We start from the raw sequence: 15,897 nt of genomic DNA, 5'->3' as shown, positions 1-15,897 counted from the left end.
GAAACCCACCAACCGCGACAGCACCGCTCTGTCTGAAGGCATCATGAGCCACAAGATGATCAGGTGTCGCGCCAGACAGATCCAGGGCCGCCCTTACCGAGCGATCTGGAACCGCCTTCACATCGGATTAGGGGTTGTCGGATTTACCGGCCACCGGGAAATGGCTGGTGACCTGCGGAAACGCGCGGACGCGGCCGGGAGCGGCGTGGTACCTACGGTGGTACCTGCGCAACTGCCCACGGTGCCACCTGCGGTGGTACTTACGGGGAACTCTGCGACCCTGCCCTGGAACGCGCGGACTGCCTTCAGCTGGCAGAAGTGGCAGATGCCGGATTACCGGCCACGGATGGACCCGGCGATCCAGCGCAGAAGGGCGAGGACGGCGAGGCCGAGGATGATCAAAGGGGCCAGGGAAGTGAAGCGGGTGATCAGCTGTCCCGCGTTGCGGCTGAGTTCGCCCCAGAGGACGCCCGTCGGGACGGCCGCGGCACCGGCCGCTTTGATGGTGTTGAAGACGCGGCTCGGGGTGGGGCCCCTGGAGAATGATCTCGTGACGAACAAGGTGAGCCATAGGCGCAGTCGCTCACCCGCGCTTGCCGAGTCCGGTCGGATGTGGAAGTAGGCCCCGAACAGATCCCACTCCTTGTCCTCCCATGTGAGGGGAGCGAGGGCCGCTTCGGTCAGGAGAACGAGGAACGGAGCCATGGAGGTGCCCAGGAGAAATATGGCAAACGCTGTGTGTCCGACGTGGGCTGGCAGGGAGTGGGTTGAGTCCCCATGGGATGCCACCCACCGGTAGGTGCCGAGCTGTGCGGCTATGGCCGTGGCGGCGAGCACCCCCATGACCGTTTCTGCGGCCCGTCCCATCCGCTGCGGGGTATCGGAGACCAATGGGCGCCGGGGCTTGCGGAAAGGGCCGGGGCCGCCTCGTGCGCGCCCACGCGGGGGCACGGGGCGGGTGGTCTGCCGGCCTGCGCCGGCGTAACGCTGATCCGAAGAGTGGACTCGGGCCTGTGCAGTCGCCAGCATTTCCGGACCGGGAACGGCGTCGGCCGGTGCCGGTTCGGCCTGGAGCTGCTCGACCTGGCGGCGAAGCGTGCGCAGTTCCCGCCGTACGGTGACGAGCTGGGATTCGGCGGTGGTGGCGCGTCTGTCGGCGTGCTCGAGGTCGGTGTGCAGCCCGCGTACGAGCGTGGCGGCGGCATCGAGCTGGCCGCGCTGCTCGGCCAGCTGCTTCTCCAGGGCGGTTCGGGTGGCCTCGGAGCGCTCAACGCTGGCGGTGAGGGCCTGGGTTTCGGCGGCCGCGGCGTGCCGCTCGTTGGCACGTTCGGTCCGCTCGCGCTCCAGGAGCTGGTACAACCGCTCGGCCTCGGCTTGGTGAGCGGTGATCCTGGTCTGCAGGTCGGCGGCTGCCGCGCGGCGTTCCTCAGCGTGTTCCACCTGTTCGTCCTGGAGGAGGGACTCCAGTTCCTTGACCTTGGACCGCGCCTGCTCGAGAAACTCCTGCAAGACGAGGACCTGCTCGGAGGCCGAACCCGCCGCCTGGGCTGCGCGGCGCAGGTCATGCAGGCGGCGTGTGTCGTCGACCGGAGCGCCATGGGCGTCCAGGAAGCTCAGGAAGCCGTTCAGGAACTGACGCGGGGCGGTTCTCTGGCCGGACAGGTAACGCGAGACCGTCGCCGGTGCGTACTTCACCGCTCTGGCTAACCGATCCTGCGTAACACCACCGGCTTTGACGCACTGGTCGAAAGCATCCCTCAGTGCGGACGCATAGTCGCGACCTGCCTTGGTGGTCGCCTTGTTCCTGTCCTCGCCGCTGTTCGCTTGGCCTTCCACCCGTTCCCCGCTTGGCAGTTGACATCCGTTCCGGGAATTGTGCCACCTCGTCGCGATGCAGAAATTGCCAGTGCCCGGGAACAGGAGGCTTTCCACTTCCGCAAGACCGGACCACGGTCGACCGTGAAGCCATGGATCAACGATCAAACCGACCGAAGACCGTGGCTCACCGCCGGACGGCCGCGGCATCCATGCTGCCGGGCCTGGGCACCATCGTGTCCGCGACCGCCGGCGCGCCCTGGTGGCTGGTCGGGCTCAGCTCGGTCCTGGCGTTCCTTGCCATCGCCATGCAGCTGATTCTCCCGCAGGACTCCGCCGACCGGCTCGCCTGGTGGAAAGCCCGCTGGTCCCGCCCGACCTCGCCCCGAACACGGACCAAACACACACATCACCCGCCGTCCGAACCGTCGGGCGGAAGCCACTGACGGCCGGCCGGAAGCTGTGCGGTACTCCCCCGCCCGCAGCAGCGCCATCCTCCGCTACACCCACGACAGCGAGACGCAGCCTCACGCCGACCACCTGGCAGCGCACCCACGTTGCCACCCGGCAGTGGTGGCTCGAGTCCGACGGACCACGCCGACTGGCCGGCCCTGCTACTGGTAACCGCCTTCGAGGACGAGCAGCTTGGCCGGTGGATGCGGGCACAGCGGGCCGGCCCGCCGAGCTCGACCAGGAGCAGCAGGCCCTGCTCGCGGCGCTCGGCATCGAGCAGGGCCAGGAGCTGGCTGCCGCGCGGGCGGCGGCCGCGGCGAAGCCGAAGGTGTCGCGCGCTGACCGGTTCGGTGCCGGCCTGGCGGCGCTCGCGGCCTTCGTCGAGCGCGAGGGGCACGTCCGGGTGCCGCGCACTCACAAGGAGGACGGGGTGTCCCTCGGGTCCTGGCTGAACATCCAGAAGGCCCGCCGGGACAAGCTCAGCCCGGAGCAGCTCGGGCAGCTGGAGGCTCTCGGGGTGGCCTGGTAGAGCTTTGAGTGGGCATTTGATGAGAGTAGTTTGCCCTTTATGTCCTAGTAGGTTCCTCGCCAGGTTGGTGTGGTTTCGTCCGTTATGCGCTTGGCGAGGTTGTCGATCGAGGCGATGTGGATCATGGCTTCGGAGCTGGTCGACAGTGTCTCGTAGTCGCGGGCCAGCCGGCGGCGCTGCATGATCCACCCCAGACTCCGTTCGACCACCCACCGCCTTTTCACCACGTGAAATCCGGGGACGTCGGACTTCCGGTGGACGACCTCGACGTCGATGCCCAAGCGTGCGCCGTGCTCGATCACGGCGTTCTTGAAGCCGGTGTCGACCCAGCTCTTGGAGATGCTTGGGTAGGTCTTCTTGGCCTGGTTGAGGAGGCGTATTCCCAGGGCGTTCTCGGACAGGCTCGCGGCGGTGACGGTGACGGCGAGGATGAGTCCGATGGTGTCGGTGAGGATGCCTCTCTTTCGGCCGACGATTTTCTTCGCGGCATCAGTTCCCTGGCTGGTCAGGGGAACGTTGGTGGAGGTCTTGACGCTCTGGGTGTCGATTACCGAGGCGGTCGGCTCAGGCTTGCGCCCTTCCTTCACCCGGGCCAATCCAGTGAGGTCGTAGTTGAGTTGGGCGAAGATGCCCCTCATCGCGCCAGGCGGCGTAGTAGGCGTAGACGGTGCCGTGGTTGGGGAAGTCGTGCGGGAGGTACTTCCAGGGGATTCCGGTCCGGTTGACGTAGAGGATTGCGTTGAAGACGTCGCGAAGTTCGACCTTTGCGGGCTGGCCGGTCGGCCGACGGTCGAGCCTGGCTTTTCTCCATGCCGTCAGAATCGGCTCGATGAGGGCCCATCGGGCGTCGGATAGGTCGCTCGGGTACGGCTTGCGCTCGGTCATGAAACAGCGTCAGCACAGATGGGACGGAGGATCCCGTTCCACTGCCAGATCGGCGTTTCTATGACTTCTTCGAACCAGACGGACTTCAGGGCGTAGATGCAGGCGAGACAGACAGTCGCTCCTCCGGCGAGAGGGAGGACGTTATTCATCTATCGTGCATAACATCACTAAAGCGGCGCTACCATAAGCCACTTACAGGACTGGATATGCCAAAACGCCCACTGAAGCCCCGTTTACCCAGTCCGTCCGGGGCGGGGGCTTCGATGTGTGCGCGGCTGGTGGTCTACCACCAGCCGGAGCACCCAGGGGCGGAATCATCGCCGGAGCAGACCTGCAGCAAGAGATAGCGAGCTCCGGTGAACGTGCCGTGATCGCGATAGACGCGTCGTTCCTGACCGTCCAGGTTGACATAGAACTTGGTAGTGCGGCGGTGGTCGCTGTTGGGGCTCCACCACTTGCCGTTATAGATGCCGGGGCGCACCCGCCACCAGGACTTGCACACCTGGGCTTCCCAGTTCCCGTCGGTGTACAGGTCGGTGCAGGCCGTGGTGGCTCCGGCGGGGGTCGCGGTGGTGGCACCGGCGATCGGTGTCGCGAAGGTGAGGGCAGCGGTGGTGGCTATGGCTATGGCGGCAGCTTTGAGGGTCTTGCGCATCGATTCCTCCCTGAGGGCCACGTGGGTGGTATGTCGAGAGTGGCGGTGTGGGGGCAGTCCAAGGCCGATTCGGGGATCGAGCCGATGAAGCAGAACCGGCCCAGAGTGGCGGTTTCCCTCCAACTTTCGTCCCCTGCTGCCCAGTTGTTCAGAGTGCCAGGAGCATTCCATGAACGCCATCCGATATATGGCCGGGCTCAGGGTGGACTTTCGCTGTTCTGACGGCCCGTCGATTCTTGTGCGGCCGTGTCGAGGCCGGCTGTGGACCATGCCTGCTGGACGGCGCGGATTTCCTGATCGCGGCGGCCGACGGCCGATCGGAGGCCGAGGAGTTGATCCGCGAGGCCATCGAACGCGACGGCATCGTGCTCGAGACCGTGCACGGCGACTGCGGCACCTTGATGACCTCCGAGAAGGTCTCCCAGTTGCTGGTCGGCCTCGGCGTCATCAGGAACCACTCCCCTGCTAGGGGCAGCAATGACAGCCCATAGGGCGAGAGCCGGTTCACGATCACGAAGTACGCGCCGGATTGCCTGCGGCGGTTCGCCTCGCTCGCACACGCCAGCGAGTGGTTCGACGGATTCACCTCGTACTACACCACGAACACCGGCGCTCCGGGATCGGCCTGCGCACTCCCGCCGATCAGGATCGACGACCCTGCCAGGCGCGGGGGTTGTGTAGGACCGATTCTTGGACCGAGGCGCCGCGGGGCCTCGCGCGGTCGACGCGACGAGGGCTCGGTCGCCTGGTGGGGAAGAGCTGTGGGCCGGTCCGGTGTCGGGGCTGGCGGTGCTCGGCGGTCCGTGTGCCGTGCGGTCGCTCGGCGGCCGGTATTGCGCGCGGCAGCGGGTCGTCGTGCGTCATGGTGTTCGGCAGGGTGAGTGGCCGCGCAACGGTTTCCCTTGTGGGGTGGGGGGTGCGGAAGTTGTGCGGTTCGCGGTGACGGCTTCGATGATGCGGCCGGCGACCGAGTGCGCGTGGGTGTGCAGGTAGAAGTGGCCGCCGTGGTACAGGTGCGGTCCGTGGAATCGCCGGGTGTGGGCGGCCCAGGCTGCGAGGCGTTCTTTTCTCACGACGGTGTCCTGGGTGCCGCCGAAGGCGGAGACGGCGACGGGCAGGGGCGTGGTGTCCGGGGCCGGGCGCCAGGTGTTCACCAGCGCGATGTCGTTGCGGAGGACGGGTTCGAAGAGCCGCCACAGGCAGGGGGTGTCGAGGATCTCGGCGGGTGTGCCTCCTGTGGACCTGAGCCAGTCACGCAGTTGGGCTTGGGTCGATGGGTGGGGGGCTTGCGCTTGTTCGGCGGGGCTGGGCGCTGCGCAGGAGGACAGGCCGGTCCACACCGGTGGGTGCTGTCCGGCGTTGGCGAGGCGCCGTGTCAGTTCGTAGGCGACCAGTGCGCCCATGCTGTGTCCGAAGAAGGCGTACGGGCGGTCCGTCCACGGCTCCAGCTCGTGCAGGAAGAAGTCCACGAGGCCCTCGCCGGTGTCGATCAGCGGGTCGCCGCGAAGACGTCCGCGCCCGGGGGCGTCCAGGAGGCACACCTCCCAGTCGGCGGGAAAGGCCGACTCCCAGCCCTGGTAGAGCAGATGTGAACCGCCCGCGTGGTGGAAGAGGAACAGCCGCACGGCCGCGCCGGGGACCGGTCGCGGGATCGTGAGCGCGCCCTGGGCGAGCGGGCGCCGGGCGGCGGTGACGCTCACCGGACGCTTTCCGTCCCGGAGCTCGCGAGGACGCGCATCGTGGCGAACTCGACGACCTGCGCCGCCATCTCCTCCAGCTGTCCTTGGACGTGGCTGTCCTTGCAGTCTCCGGCGGGTGAGAAGCGTGCCACCGACGTGTTGATCGCGGCGCCCAGCGGCGTGGGCCAGCCGCGCAGCGCATGGGTCACGTCGCGCAGCGCGGCCAGTGTGGAGACGGCGCCCTGCCAGCCGTTGGCGACCGCCACGCATCCGACGGCCCGTTCGCTGAAGTAGGGACGGGTGTCCTCGCGTAACTCCTCGACGTAGTCCAGGGCGTTCTTCACCAGGCCGGAGATCCCGCCGTGGTAGGCGGGGCTGGCGAGGACGAGGGCGTCGGCGCCGGCTATGGCCGACAGGAGCCGTCTGGCCTGCGGTGCGGTGACGCCGTGCCGGGGGTCGTACAGCGGCATGGCCAGTGCGGGGCCGGGGATCAGCTGCACTGCTGCGCCGCGTCGTTGCGCCGCGTCCAGGACCACCCGCAGGGCCTGCTCGGCGGTTGATCCGGGCCGGCTCGAACCGCCGACACCGACCACGTTCACGGTCTGGTGCATGGGGTTGTGCCTCCTTCTCGTTCGGGTGCCTGAGGGTGTTCGCGGTGCGTGGTGGGGGGGGTGGTGCGGTGCGTACCTGCCTTGGCGTCACGGTCGGGGAAATAAAAGGTGATTCCACCCGTGCGCAGTGAACACGAAGTGGAATCATCTTTTACTTATTCATGTCAGGAGGTCAGACGGCGGACGCCACGTCGTCGTGCTGCTTCTCGGACACCTCGGGGGCCACGACCGCCGCGTTGCGCCGGAAGTTCAGCGCGACCAGCACGATCATCACCATGCCGGCCACGCCGGCCCACATGGCGGAGCGCACACCGTCGGCGGTGGCGACGCGCAGCGCCTCACCGGTCAGTCCTTCGTGACCGGAGTTGGCGACCGCCACCAGGGCGGCGAGGCCGACCGCGGCACCGACCTGCTGGCCCGTCGCCGCGACACCCGAGGCGATGCCCTGGTCCTCTGCCGCGACCCCGGTGGTCGCCGCCGCGTACATCGCGGTGAACACGGTGCCCTGCCCGAGGCTGAGGATGAGCACGCCCGGCACCAGCTCCAGGTACGTACCGGACGGCGAGACGGAGAACGCGAAGGCCACGGTGCCGACGACACCCATGAGGAGCGCGCCGATCAGCGTGGCACGCACCCCGAAGCGGGTGGCCAGCTTCCCGCCGGACAGGTTGCCGATGAGCACCCCCACGCACGGCACGAGGAAGGCGAGACCGCTCTTCGTCGCGGAGTAGCCGTGCACGCTCTGGAAGTAGAGGGTGTAGAAGTAGGGCAGCGCGCCGAAGGTCCCCATGAAGATGAAGGTGACGACGGTACCGGTGCTCAGGTTGCGGTTGCGGAACAGGCGCAGCGGCAGCAGCGGGTCGCGGCCGCGGCCCTCGATGGTGAAGAACGCGGCGAGCACGGCCACCGCGATGGCCGCGGTGATCAGGATCGTCGGCGAGGTCCAGCCCGACACCGGTCCCTGGACGAGGGTGAACACCAGCAGTGTCGATCCGACGGTCGCGGTCAGCGCACCGGGCAGGTCGAACTTGCGCCCGGAGGCCCCCAGGTCGGTGTCCTTCGGGATGATGGCGAAGGTGAGCAGCATGGCGCCACCGGCGAGCGGGACGTTGGCGAAGAAGATCGACGCCCAGCCGAAGCTGCCGGTCAGTACGCCGCCGAGGAGCGAGCCGAGGATCATGCCGCTGCCGCCGGCGCCGCCCCAGATCGCCAGCGCGCGGTTGCGCTCGGGGCCTTCGGCGAAGGTCGTGGTGACCAGGGAGAGCGTTGCGGGGGCGAGGAAGGCGCCGCCGATGCCCTGCACCGCACGCGCGATGATCAAGGTCGTCGGGTCGCCCGCGAGCCCTCCGGCGAGTGAGGAGACCGCGTACAGGAACAGGCCGAAGGCGAACATCCGGCGGCGTCCGAACAGGTCCGCCGCACGGCCGCCGAGCAGCAGGAAGCCGCCGAAGGCGACGGCGTAGGCGCTGACGACCCACTGGAGGTTCTGCGCGGAGAAGCCGACGCCGGTGCGGATCTCGGGCAGTGCCACGAAAACGATGCTGTAGTCAATGGCGTAGATGCACTGGGCGAAAGCCAGCAGTGCCAGGATCAAGCCGAGGCGTCGGCGGGGTGGCGCCCCGGCGCCGGGGACTGCAGGAGACATGATCTGTCCCTATCCCTTCTGGGTTTTTCGGGTGCTGGTCGGTAACGGGCGTAGGACGGGCGGCGCGGCGTCGACTGGTTCGGTGCTTGCGCCGTGCGTCATCGGGTACGCCTTCGGTGGTGGGACTCGAGACATTCGGTCAGGGGAGTTTCGGCAGGCAGGTGCACCGGCGCGTGGTAGGTCTTCGCGTCGTGCTTCATCAGCAACCCGAGCTGGTCGACGACCTCTTCGTGGAGCGTGGTCGTGATCCGGTGAGGTATCCGTGACAGTCTGTGCAGCTTGTCGTGGATCCGCTTACGCGCCACGGAACCGTCGGAGACGAAGCCGCCGGTCGGCCGGCTTTCTTCGGCGGTGCGTGGTCTTCCCGCCCCCGCAGGCGCCGACGACGGCTGTTTTCATGAATGCGTGCCCCCTCAGTCGTTTTCAGTACCCCTGGCGGGACTGCGCCGGTGCGGCCGTTCTCGCGCCGTTGGGGCGCGGCTCGAGGTGGTCGCGGAACCACTGGACGACAGCGGCGTCGAGTTCGTCCCGTTCCTCGCGGTCGTCCGGGAGGTGACCGCGGGAAAGGCGGATGAACCGCACGGTCTTGTCCAGTCCGGTCAGCGTCTTGTACAGCTGTTCGGTGCCGTTGATGACGACTGTGGTGTCGTCCACCGCGTGTGCCAGCAGCAGCGGCGCCCGGATGTGCGCCGCGTGGGTCAGCGGGCTCGCTGCCCTCAGTCTCGCCAGGTCCGCCGGGTCGTCGACGTCGCCGATCCACTCCACGACCCGTCGGCTCCATGTCGGTGGCAGGGCCCGGACGTCCGATTCGAGGTCCGCCGGCCCGCAGATCACGACGCCGGCCCGCCAGTGGTGCGGCAGCCTCGTCAGGCAGCTGAGCGCGGCGAACCCGCCGTAGGACATCCCGTGGACGCCGAGCCTGTCGCCGTCCACCCAGTCCAGGCTTCGCAGGAACCGTGCGGCGGCTTCGAAGTCGGCCAGGTCGCCGCGTCCCCAGTCGCGGTAGATCAGCCGCTGGTAGGCCAGCCCCCGTCCGGTCGAGCCGCGCACGTTCGGCGCCAGCACGGCGATTCCGGCTCGCACCATGCGCTGGATCAGCGGGTCGTGGACCGCCAGCGCGGCCCACTCCGGGCCGCCGTGGATGGTCAGCACCGCGGGGACGGGACCGGTCGTCGAGCGCGGGCGGTACAGCAGTCCGGATATCTCCAGCCCGTCCGCTCCGGTGAACCAGACCGTCTCCGGTGCGACGAGGTCGTCCGGCAGCTCGTCGCTGAAGTCGGTGAGCCGGTGTGACTCGCCGGTTGCCAGGTCGACCAGGAAGAACTCGGTCGCCCGGTCGCCGGCGCCGACCTGTGCGAGCAGGCGCTCTCCGGCGAACCGCGGCACGAAGCCGTCGTAGCCGAACGGCTGGGAGGCGAATCCGGGCAGTTCGACCGTGGTCTGCGGTGTGCACAGGATCGTGCGCTGGTCCTGGGGCAGGGCCCAGACGACCTGCGGGCCCACGATCACGTTCTCCACGTCGGCGTCCGGCGTGGCGATCCACTGCAGCGGCCGGCCGGGGACGAGCAGGGCGACACCGAGGAAGTCACGGCCCTCGGTGGTGCACACGTAGATCCCGTCCTCGTTCCACCCGCCCGGCTGGTACTTCGCCGGGCCCTCGTGCGGGGTGAGGTGCTGGGTGCGGCCGGTCGCGAGATCGCAGGCGAACAGGTCCTGGTCGGTGTTCTGGTGGAACCTCAGAACGAGCAGGTACCTGGAGTCCGGTGAGAAACATATCGGCACGTACCGGTCGTCGCCCTCCAGGACCATCCTGGACTCGCCGGTCGTCAGGTCCCGTACGTAGACGTCGAGACAGGTGACGTCGCGCGCGCTGGTGGCGTACGCGAGCAGGCGCCCGTCGGGGCTGTACGGCCGGCTTCCGCTGGAGTACGGCACGCCGATCTCGCGCCGGACCCCGGGTTCCGCCGCTATCCACTCCGACTCGCCGGTGGCCGGGTCGAGTTCGGCCAGCCGGTAGTCCTGGCCGCCGGTCACGTCCGTCACCACGAGCAGGCGGGTCTCGTCGGGCCGCCACGCCAGCCGGGTGACCGCGCCGTCGATCGGGAGCATCCGCCGCTGCCCCGCCCAGGTCTGGAACCACGGCTGCGGCCGGCCGGACTCGTCGCTGACGTACGCGAAGCCCTCCTTCGCGGGCCAGGCCCCCCAGACGGTCATGAGTGCGCCGCCAGTGCGAGCTGGATCGTCGCCGCGGCGACGATTCCACGGCGGAACCGGTCGAGGTCGAAGTTCTCGTCGGGTGCGTGGTTGGCCTCGTCGACGTTGGCCAACGGCACGCCGTAGCAGGGGCAGGAGAGCTCATCGCTGAGCACGGCGATCGGCAGGCTTCCGCCGAGCGAGGGAACCAGCAGCGGCCGTTGCCCGAGCACGTCCTCGACCGCCTGGAGAATCGTTGCCGTGTAAGGGGTTTCGGGTAGTGTGGTGGAGGGTGCCATGGCCGCGTCAGTCACGAACTCGACATCGGGAGCGTACTTTGCGACGTGCCGCCGGATGGCGTCGGCGACCTGGTCCGGTGTCTGGCCGCCGACCAACCGGGCCTCACACCGGGCGATGGCGACGTCGGGGATCACCGCGCGGTGGTCGCCGGAATCCGCGCAGGTCAACGAGTTCACGGTCAGGGTGGGCGCGGCCAGGCGTTCGTGGAATCCCAGCTCGGCCGGCGGCTCCATGCCGGCGGCCCCGATCGCTTCGAGCGTGGCGGCCACGTCCACCGGAAGATCCGCCAGGGCGGCACGCTGACCACCGGTCAACGGCGGGACGCCGTCGGCGAATCCGGGCACGGTCACGGTCCCGTCCGCCGACCGCATGGTGGCCAGCAGCTGCACCAGCGCCCACGCCGGGTTCGGCGCGACTCCGCCCCAGTTCCCCGAGTGCAGCGGCCGGTTCGCGCCTCGCGCACGCAGTTCGAACATCAGGATTCCGCGCACGCCGAGGACCACGCACGCCCGGCCCGAGTCGTGCACGGGCCCGTCGCTCCAGATCACCAGATCGGGCCGGCCGACCTGGCGTACGGCCGCGGCCAGGTTGGGGCTGCCGATCTCCTCCTCGCCGTCGAGCAACACCGTGACACGGCAGGGGAATCCGCCGGTCAGGTCCCGCAGGGCACGCAGCCCCAGCAGTTGCGCGAGATGCTGCCCCTTGTTGTCGCCGGTGCCACGCCCGTACATCCGGCCGTCACGGATCGACGGCACGAACGGCGGCGTCGTCCACAGCTCGAGCGGCCCGGCCGGCTGTACGTCGTAGTGACCGTAGATCAGCACGTGCGGCCCGGGCCCGTCCGCCGTCCCCACCAGCGCGGGCCAGCCACCGGTCTCGACCAATCGGGCCTCCAGGCCCGACGCACGTAACAGCCGAAGACCGTGGGCCGCGGCCTCGGCCATGCCCTCGCCGGTCCGGCTCACGCTCGGCCGGGAGATCCAGTCCGCCAGCTCACCATCCAGGTCCCGGCTGCCCACCCAGTCCCGGAGCTGCTCGATCACAGACCCTCCAACCGATTGCACAGAATGAAATCGATAGTAGTCAAGCAAACCAGCGCGGGCTTGGCAAGGTAGGGTGCCGCTGTGGAAGCGACGATCGAAGATCTCAAAGCACTCGGGCACCCGGTCCGCTGGCGCATCCTGCGGCTGTGCCTGGAGCGTGCCTTCACCAACAAGGAGCTGTCGGTCGAACTCGACCTTGCTCCCGCGACGACCCTGCGCCACGTCCGCGCCCTGGTGAAGACGAACTTCCTTGTCCCCGAAGCGGTTTGCACCGGTGAGCACGGCGCGCTGCAACGGCCCTACCGCGCGACCGCACGCTCCCGGGGCCTGATCATCCTGCCCGACGACGCCGGCCTGGCCCAGCAGGTCGACCTGGCCGTGATCGGCGCCCACCGCACCGAACTGATCGCCGCGGGCAAGGACTCCGGCCGTGGCGCCAAGAGGGGCGTACTGCGGTTGCGGCCCGAGTCCGTGGAGTCGCTGCGCAACCGGATCCAGGACCTGATCGCCGAGTACACCGACGAACCCGACGGCGAGCCGCTGAGCTACCTGTGGTCACTCGCCGCCCGGCCCCAGCCCGACGTCAGCCCCCGGGACAACGGCGCCGACCCGATTGACCATTGACCGATAGGCGGGACCGATGCTTGACTCATTCACCATTCGAGTGACGCGTTTGAGGTCGCCACGGCGGCCGGCAGGACGACGGCATCAGTTCCTTGTCAGAACGTGCACGTCAATGACGGGCTGGGCCAGGCTGCCGGCCCTGATCATTCGTCACGGCGCAGGCTCGGCGGGTTAGCGCTACACACCCGCAGCACCGAATCCGGGGAAACCCGAAGCACCGATTCCGGGGAAAAGGGTATCGAATGAAGATTGTCATCGCCGGCGGCCACGGAAAGATCGCCCTGCGGTTGACTCGGCGCCTCGCCGAACGTGGCGACTCCGTCGTGGGCATCGTGCGCAATCCCCGCCACGTCGACGACATCGAAAAGACCGGCGGGGAGGCCGTCGTGCTCGATCTCGAGCACGCCACGGTGGACGAGGTGGCCGCGGCCCTTGCCGGCGCGGACGCCGTCGTCTTCTCGGCCGGCTCGGGCAACAGCGCCACCTCCGCACGCCGGGACAAGATGGACCGGGCCGCTGTCGTGCTCGTCATGGACGCGGCGGAACAGGCCGGTGTGCGACGGTTCCTGCACGTCAGCTCCATCAACGTGGGCTGCGCGGACGACCGCGGCATCGGCGAGGGGTACGCCGTCTACCTGCGGGCCAAGCGAGCCGCCGAACAGCACATCTTCGCCCGGAACACGCTCGACTGGACGGTCCTGCGGCCCGGCGTGCTCACCGACGCGAACGGCGACGGAACCGTCGAACTCACCACCGGGAACCGGGTCGGGCCACAGCACGCCAGGTTCGACCAGGTCGCCAGGGAAGACGTCGCCGCCGTGCTCGTGGCGCTCATCGACCGGCCCGACACCGCCGGCCGCATCTACGTGGTGGTCGGCGGCGAGACCCCCATCGACAAGGCGATCGACAGCTAGGGGGTTCCCCCTGGAAAAGGGTCGCGCGACCCGGGATCACTGCGGTTCCTGACGGCACCGCAGTGACTCCGCGAATACCGGTTGCCGTCCGGGCGTCCCGAATCGTATACAGATCTCGAGAGACCGATTCGGGACGCCGCCACGAATAGTGACGTCACGTCGTTTCGCCCGAACCACCGGGCCGACGGGACGTCACTCACTCACGCACAGTCCAATCCGGACAGTGGGCTCAGCACGAAGGGTCTCATTTTACAGCACAGGGGGGTTACTTTGTTGTGCAGTCAATTGCCAAGAAAAGGCCGGCGGCTCGAGCCGGCGTCGTGATCGCCGGCAACAGCGCCGTCGGCAAGTTACCGGCGAACGAATCGGCCGAACGCCGATTCGGTTCCGTCGCGGTGGCCCCATCGCCACCCCACCGGCCGTCGGGCAACGCCCCGACAGCGCGCTGCACCCACTGGGCAGTGACCGCGGCAGCCATCCCGTACTGGGGAGCGGGCGGTGTCGACACCGCGCACCGGGGCCTGGGCGACATCGGCAGTGCGGTAGCCGAGGCACACTGGACCGGCTTGCTGCTACTGGACGACTGCACCCACGCGGCACCGGCCGCACACGAGAAAGTACCGCGCGACCGCCCGGTGCCCGAGGGGGCGATCCGGCCGGCGGTGACCACCGTGGTCGTCGCGGCCAGCCCGGCCGGCCGGTTCGACCGGGCGTCGGCGGCCGTGGACCGCCCCGACCCGGGCCAGCCCTGGTTCGCCGAGATCGGCTACGCGCACTGCTTCGCGTTGCTGATGGCCGGCCAGGTGCGCCACGCCTGCCGGATAGCCGAGAACGGGTACCGGGACGAGGTGGCCGCCGGAAACATCGCGGTCGCCGGTGGCTGGTTGACGCTGCGCGGCCAGGTCGCCAACGTCGCCACCGCCATCGCCGACGCGGAGGCCGCTTCGCGCCTGTTCGACGGCGGAAACTCGTGCCTCATGCTGGCACCGCGTCTGGCCGAACTCGCCGTGTTCGGCGACCAGGCCGGCGCACACCAGACCCGGCAGCGCACCGACCAGGCACCCGAAAGTCGCCTGTTCCTCCCGTGGCTGACCCTGAGCCAGGCGTGGACCACGGCGGCCTGCGGGGACACCACACTCGCCGCCCGGCAGGCACTCGCCGCGGCCGACATCGCCATGGCCCTGGGCCAGTACGCCGTCGAGGCCACGGCAAGCTACGACGTGGCCCGTCTCGGCAATCCCAACGCCGTACGACACCGCCTCGCCGCGCTCGTCGACCTGGTACCGGGGCCGGTCGTGCCGGCCATGGCCGGCGCCGCGGCCGCGTTGGCCCGCTCCGATCCCGCAGCCCTGGACTTCGCCACGGCGAAGTTCACCGAACTCGGGATGGACCTGCTCGCCGCGGAGACCGCCACCGCCGCGGCCGCGCTACGGCACACCTGCACGCCCCCCGGCACCATCGCGTGTCCGAACGCGACGACCCCGCTGTTGCAGCTCACCGCCCCGCTGGTCGGACTCACCAGCCGCGAGCGGGACGTCGCGCTGCTGGCCGCCAACGGATTCACCAGCCCCGCCATCGGGCACCGGCTGGGGCTGTCCGCCCGCACCGTCGACAACTACCTGGGCCGCGCCTACCAGAAGCTCGGGGTGACCAGCCGCCGCGATCTGGCCCCGCTGGTCGTCGGCGACCGCCCACAACCACCGATCCACGCCGAAGGGAAGCACCGATGACCTCCATGAGCGACCTCGACAAAATATCGGCCAACCGAGAAGGCTTCAACCTGCGAGCGCGGGCACACATGCAGTCCTCGTACTACGACGTGGACAGGTTCAAGCAGGGGCACAACATGCTGCGCCGGCTGGAACAGGAGGAGCTGGGCGACGTCCGCGGTAAGTCCCTGCTGGAACTGCAGTGCCACATCGGCGTCAACGCGCTCTCGCTCGCCCGTATGGGCGCGCAGGTGACCGGCATGGACATCTCCGACGAGGCGATCGACATCGCTCGCAACCTCGCCAGGGAGCTCGACCTCGACGCGAGCTTCGTCCAGGCGAACCTCTACGACTTACCGACAGTGCTCGACGGCCAGTTCGACATGGTGTTCACCGGCTACGGCACCCTCTCGTTCCTGCCCGACATCACCGGCTGGGCCAAGGTCGCGGCAGGGTTCGTCAAGCCGGGCGGCACCCTCACGATCGTGGAGATCCACCCGATGCTCACCCTCTTCGGCGACGTCGACGGGGAGCTGCGGGTGGCCCGCTCGCTGTTCCAGTCCCGGGACGTGCACCACGAGATGTCCGCGACCTACGCCGACCGGATCGAGGACGAGGTCGAGGTCGAGACGCACTCCATCTACGGCTGGCGGTGGTCCGTGGAAGAGGTGGTGAACGCGCTCATCGGCGAAGGCCTGACCATCGAGCGCATCCGCGAGGTTCCCTACGACGCGCGCCAGCGGCTCCCGCTGATGGTGCCCGACGGGGACCACAACTGGCGGATCCCGGGCGACCCGATCCCGCTGTCGTTCGCCTGCGTCGCCAGGAAGTGAGTCGCCGCC

15 protein-coding genes and 1 pseudogene are annotated in these 15,897 nt (G+C 68.9%); 6 read left to right on the top strand and 10 right to left on the bottom strand.

From position 1 onward, the window contains the following. Nucleotides 1-333: 333 nt before the first annotated feature. Both ACZ52J_RS02670 and ACZ52J_RS02665 read right to left on the bottom strand, forming a co-directional pair. On the bottom strand, nucleotides 334-1,932 hold the full coding sequence (locus tag ACZ52J_RS02670; RefSeq protein ID WP_465615243.1) for a helix-turn-helix domain-containing protein: 1,599 nt from the start codon (nucleotides 1,930-1,932) through the stop codon (nucleotides 334-336). A 70-nt stretch (nucleotides 1,933-2,002) separates the two neighbouring features. Next, nucleotides 2,003-2,125: a hypothetical protein gene (locus ACZ52J_RS02665; RefSeq protein ID WP_465615241.1), complete on the bottom strand. Its 123-nt coding sequence runs from the start codon at nucleotides 2,123-2,125 to the stop codon at nucleotides 2,003-2,005. Between the two features lie 342 nt (nucleotides 2,126-2,467). Here ACZ52J_RS02665 and ACZ52J_RS02660 point away from each other — a divergent pair, with 342 nt between their 5' ends. Further along, the gene (locus tag ACZ52J_RS02660; RefSeq protein WP_465615239.1) at nucleotides 2,468-2,797 is read left to right on the top strand and encodes a helicase associated domain-containing protein; all 330 of its coding nucleotides are present in this window, start codon (nucleotides 2,468-2,470) and stop codon (nucleotides 2,795-2,797) included. 44 nt (nucleotides 2,798-2,841) lie between these two features. Here ACZ52J_RS02660 and ACZ52J_RS02655 read toward each other — a convergent pair. Both ACZ52J_RS02655 and ACZ52J_RS02650 read right to left on the bottom strand, forming a co-directional pair. Continuing rightward, nucleotides 2,842-3,682: pseudogene (locus ACZ52J_RS02655) on the bottom strand (IS5 family transposase). Nucleotides 3,683-3,965: 283 nt separating this feature from the next. Further along, the gene (locus ACZ52J_RS02650; protein WP_465615237.1) at nucleotides 3,966-4,337 is read right to left on the bottom strand and encodes a hypothetical protein; all 372 of its coding nucleotides are present in this window, start codon (nucleotides 4,335-4,337) and stop codon (nucleotides 3,966-3,968) included. A 236-nt stretch (nucleotides 4,338-4,573) separates the two neighbouring features. On the opposite strand from ACZ52J_RS02650, the gene ACZ52J_RS02645 reads away from it, so the two are divergent. After that, a complete protein-coding gene (locus ACZ52J_RS02645) occupies nucleotides 4,574-4,828 on the top strand; it encodes a hypothetical protein (RefSeq protein WP_465615235.1) in 255 nt (84 codons plus the stop codon). 369 nt (nucleotides 4,829-5,197) lie between these two features. Here the strand turns inward: ACZ52J_RS02645 and ACZ52J_RS02640 are convergent, their stop codons facing one another. From ACZ52J_RS02640 to ACZ52J_RS02620, 5 genes are all read right to left on the bottom strand, one after another. Next, nucleotides 5,198-6,037, bottom strand: a complete 840-nt coding sequence (locus tag ACZ52J_RS02640) for a thioesterase II family protein (RefSeq protein WP_465615233.1) — start codon at nucleotides 6,035-6,037, stop codon at nucleotides 5,198-5,200. After that, complete coding sequence (locus ACZ52J_RS02635; RefSeq protein WP_465615231.1) at nucleotides 6,034-6,627, bottom strand: NADPH-dependent FMN reductase; 594 nt, start codon at nucleotides 6,625-6,627, stop codon at nucleotides 6,034-6,036. Before ACZ52J_RS02635 ends, ACZ52J_RS02640 begins: the two co-directional genes overlap by 4 nt. 172 nt (nucleotides 6,628-6,799) lie before the next feature. Next, the gene (locus tag ACZ52J_RS02630) at nucleotides 6,800-8,272 is read right to left on the bottom strand and encodes an MFS transporter (protein ID WP_360497280.1); all 1,473 of its coding nucleotides are present in this window, start codon (nucleotides 8,270-8,272) and stop codon (nucleotides 6,800-6,802) included. Between the two features lie 423 nt (nucleotides 8,273-8,695). Continuing rightward, nucleotides 8,696-10,486: a S9 family peptidase gene (locus tag ACZ52J_RS02625; protein WP_465615229.1), complete on the bottom strand. Its 1,791-nt coding sequence runs from the start codon at nucleotides 10,484-10,486 to the stop codon at nucleotides 8,696-8,698. Beyond that, entirely contained in the window at nucleotides 10,483-11,808 is a 1,326-nt protein-coding gene (locus ACZ52J_RS02620) for a M20/M25/M40 family metallo-hydrolase (RefSeq protein ID WP_465615227.1), read from the bottom strand. The genes ACZ52J_RS02625 and ACZ52J_RS02620 overlap by 4 nt, the downstream gene beginning before the upstream one ends. A gap of 81 nt (nucleotides 11,809-11,889) precedes the next feature. Between ACZ52J_RS02620 and ACZ52J_RS02615 the strand changes: the two genes are divergently transcribed. Next, nucleotides 11,890-12,432, top strand: coding sequence for an ArsR family transcriptional regulator (locus ACZ52J_RS02615; RefSeq protein WP_465615225.1), 543 nt, complete (start codon nucleotides 11,890-11,892; stop codon nucleotides 12,430-12,432). A gap of 143 nt (nucleotides 12,433-12,575) precedes the next feature. Here the strand turns inward: ACZ52J_RS02615 and ACZ52J_RS02610 are convergent, their stop codons facing one another. Further along, nucleotides 12,576-12,836, bottom strand: a complete 261-nt coding sequence (locus ACZ52J_RS02610) for a hypothetical protein (protein WP_360497824.1) — start codon at nucleotides 12,834-12,836, stop codon at nucleotides 12,576-12,578. Here ACZ52J_RS02610 and ACZ52J_RS02605 point away from each other — a divergent pair. The 3 genes from ACZ52J_RS02605 (at nucleotide 12,720) to ACZ52J_RS02595 (ending at nucleotide 15,888) form a co-directional block, all read left to right on the top strand. After that, a complete protein-coding gene (locus ACZ52J_RS02605; RefSeq protein ID WP_360497792.1) occupies nucleotides 12,720-13,346 on the top strand; it encodes an NAD(P)H-binding protein in 627 nt (208 codons plus the stop codon). The two genes, ACZ52J_RS02610 and ACZ52J_RS02605, sit on opposite strands and share 117 nt — an antisense overlap. Nucleotides 13,347-13,807: 461 nt before the next feature. Next, nucleotides 13,808-15,076 (top strand): helix-turn-helix domain-containing protein, encoded by a 1,269-nt coding sequence (locus tag ACZ52J_RS02600; RefSeq protein ID WP_465615223.1) that lies wholly within the window; start codon nucleotides 13,808-13,810, stop codon nucleotides 15,074-15,076. Continuing rightward, nucleotides 15,073-15,888: a class I SAM-dependent methyltransferase gene (locus ACZ52J_RS02595; RefSeq protein ID WP_465615221.1), complete on the top strand. Its 816-nt coding sequence runs from the start codon at nucleotides 15,073-15,075 to the stop codon at nucleotides 15,886-15,888. Before ACZ52J_RS02600 ends, ACZ52J_RS02595 begins: the two co-directional genes overlap by 4 nt. Nucleotides 15,889-15,897: the final 9 nt, after the last annotated feature.

The sequence above is a fragment of the Kitasatospora sp. NPDC034035 genome, from assembly GCF_055575755.1.
The sequence above is the reverse complement of the archived record's forward strand: the minus strand, read 5'-3'. Positions and strand labels throughout refer to the sequence as shown.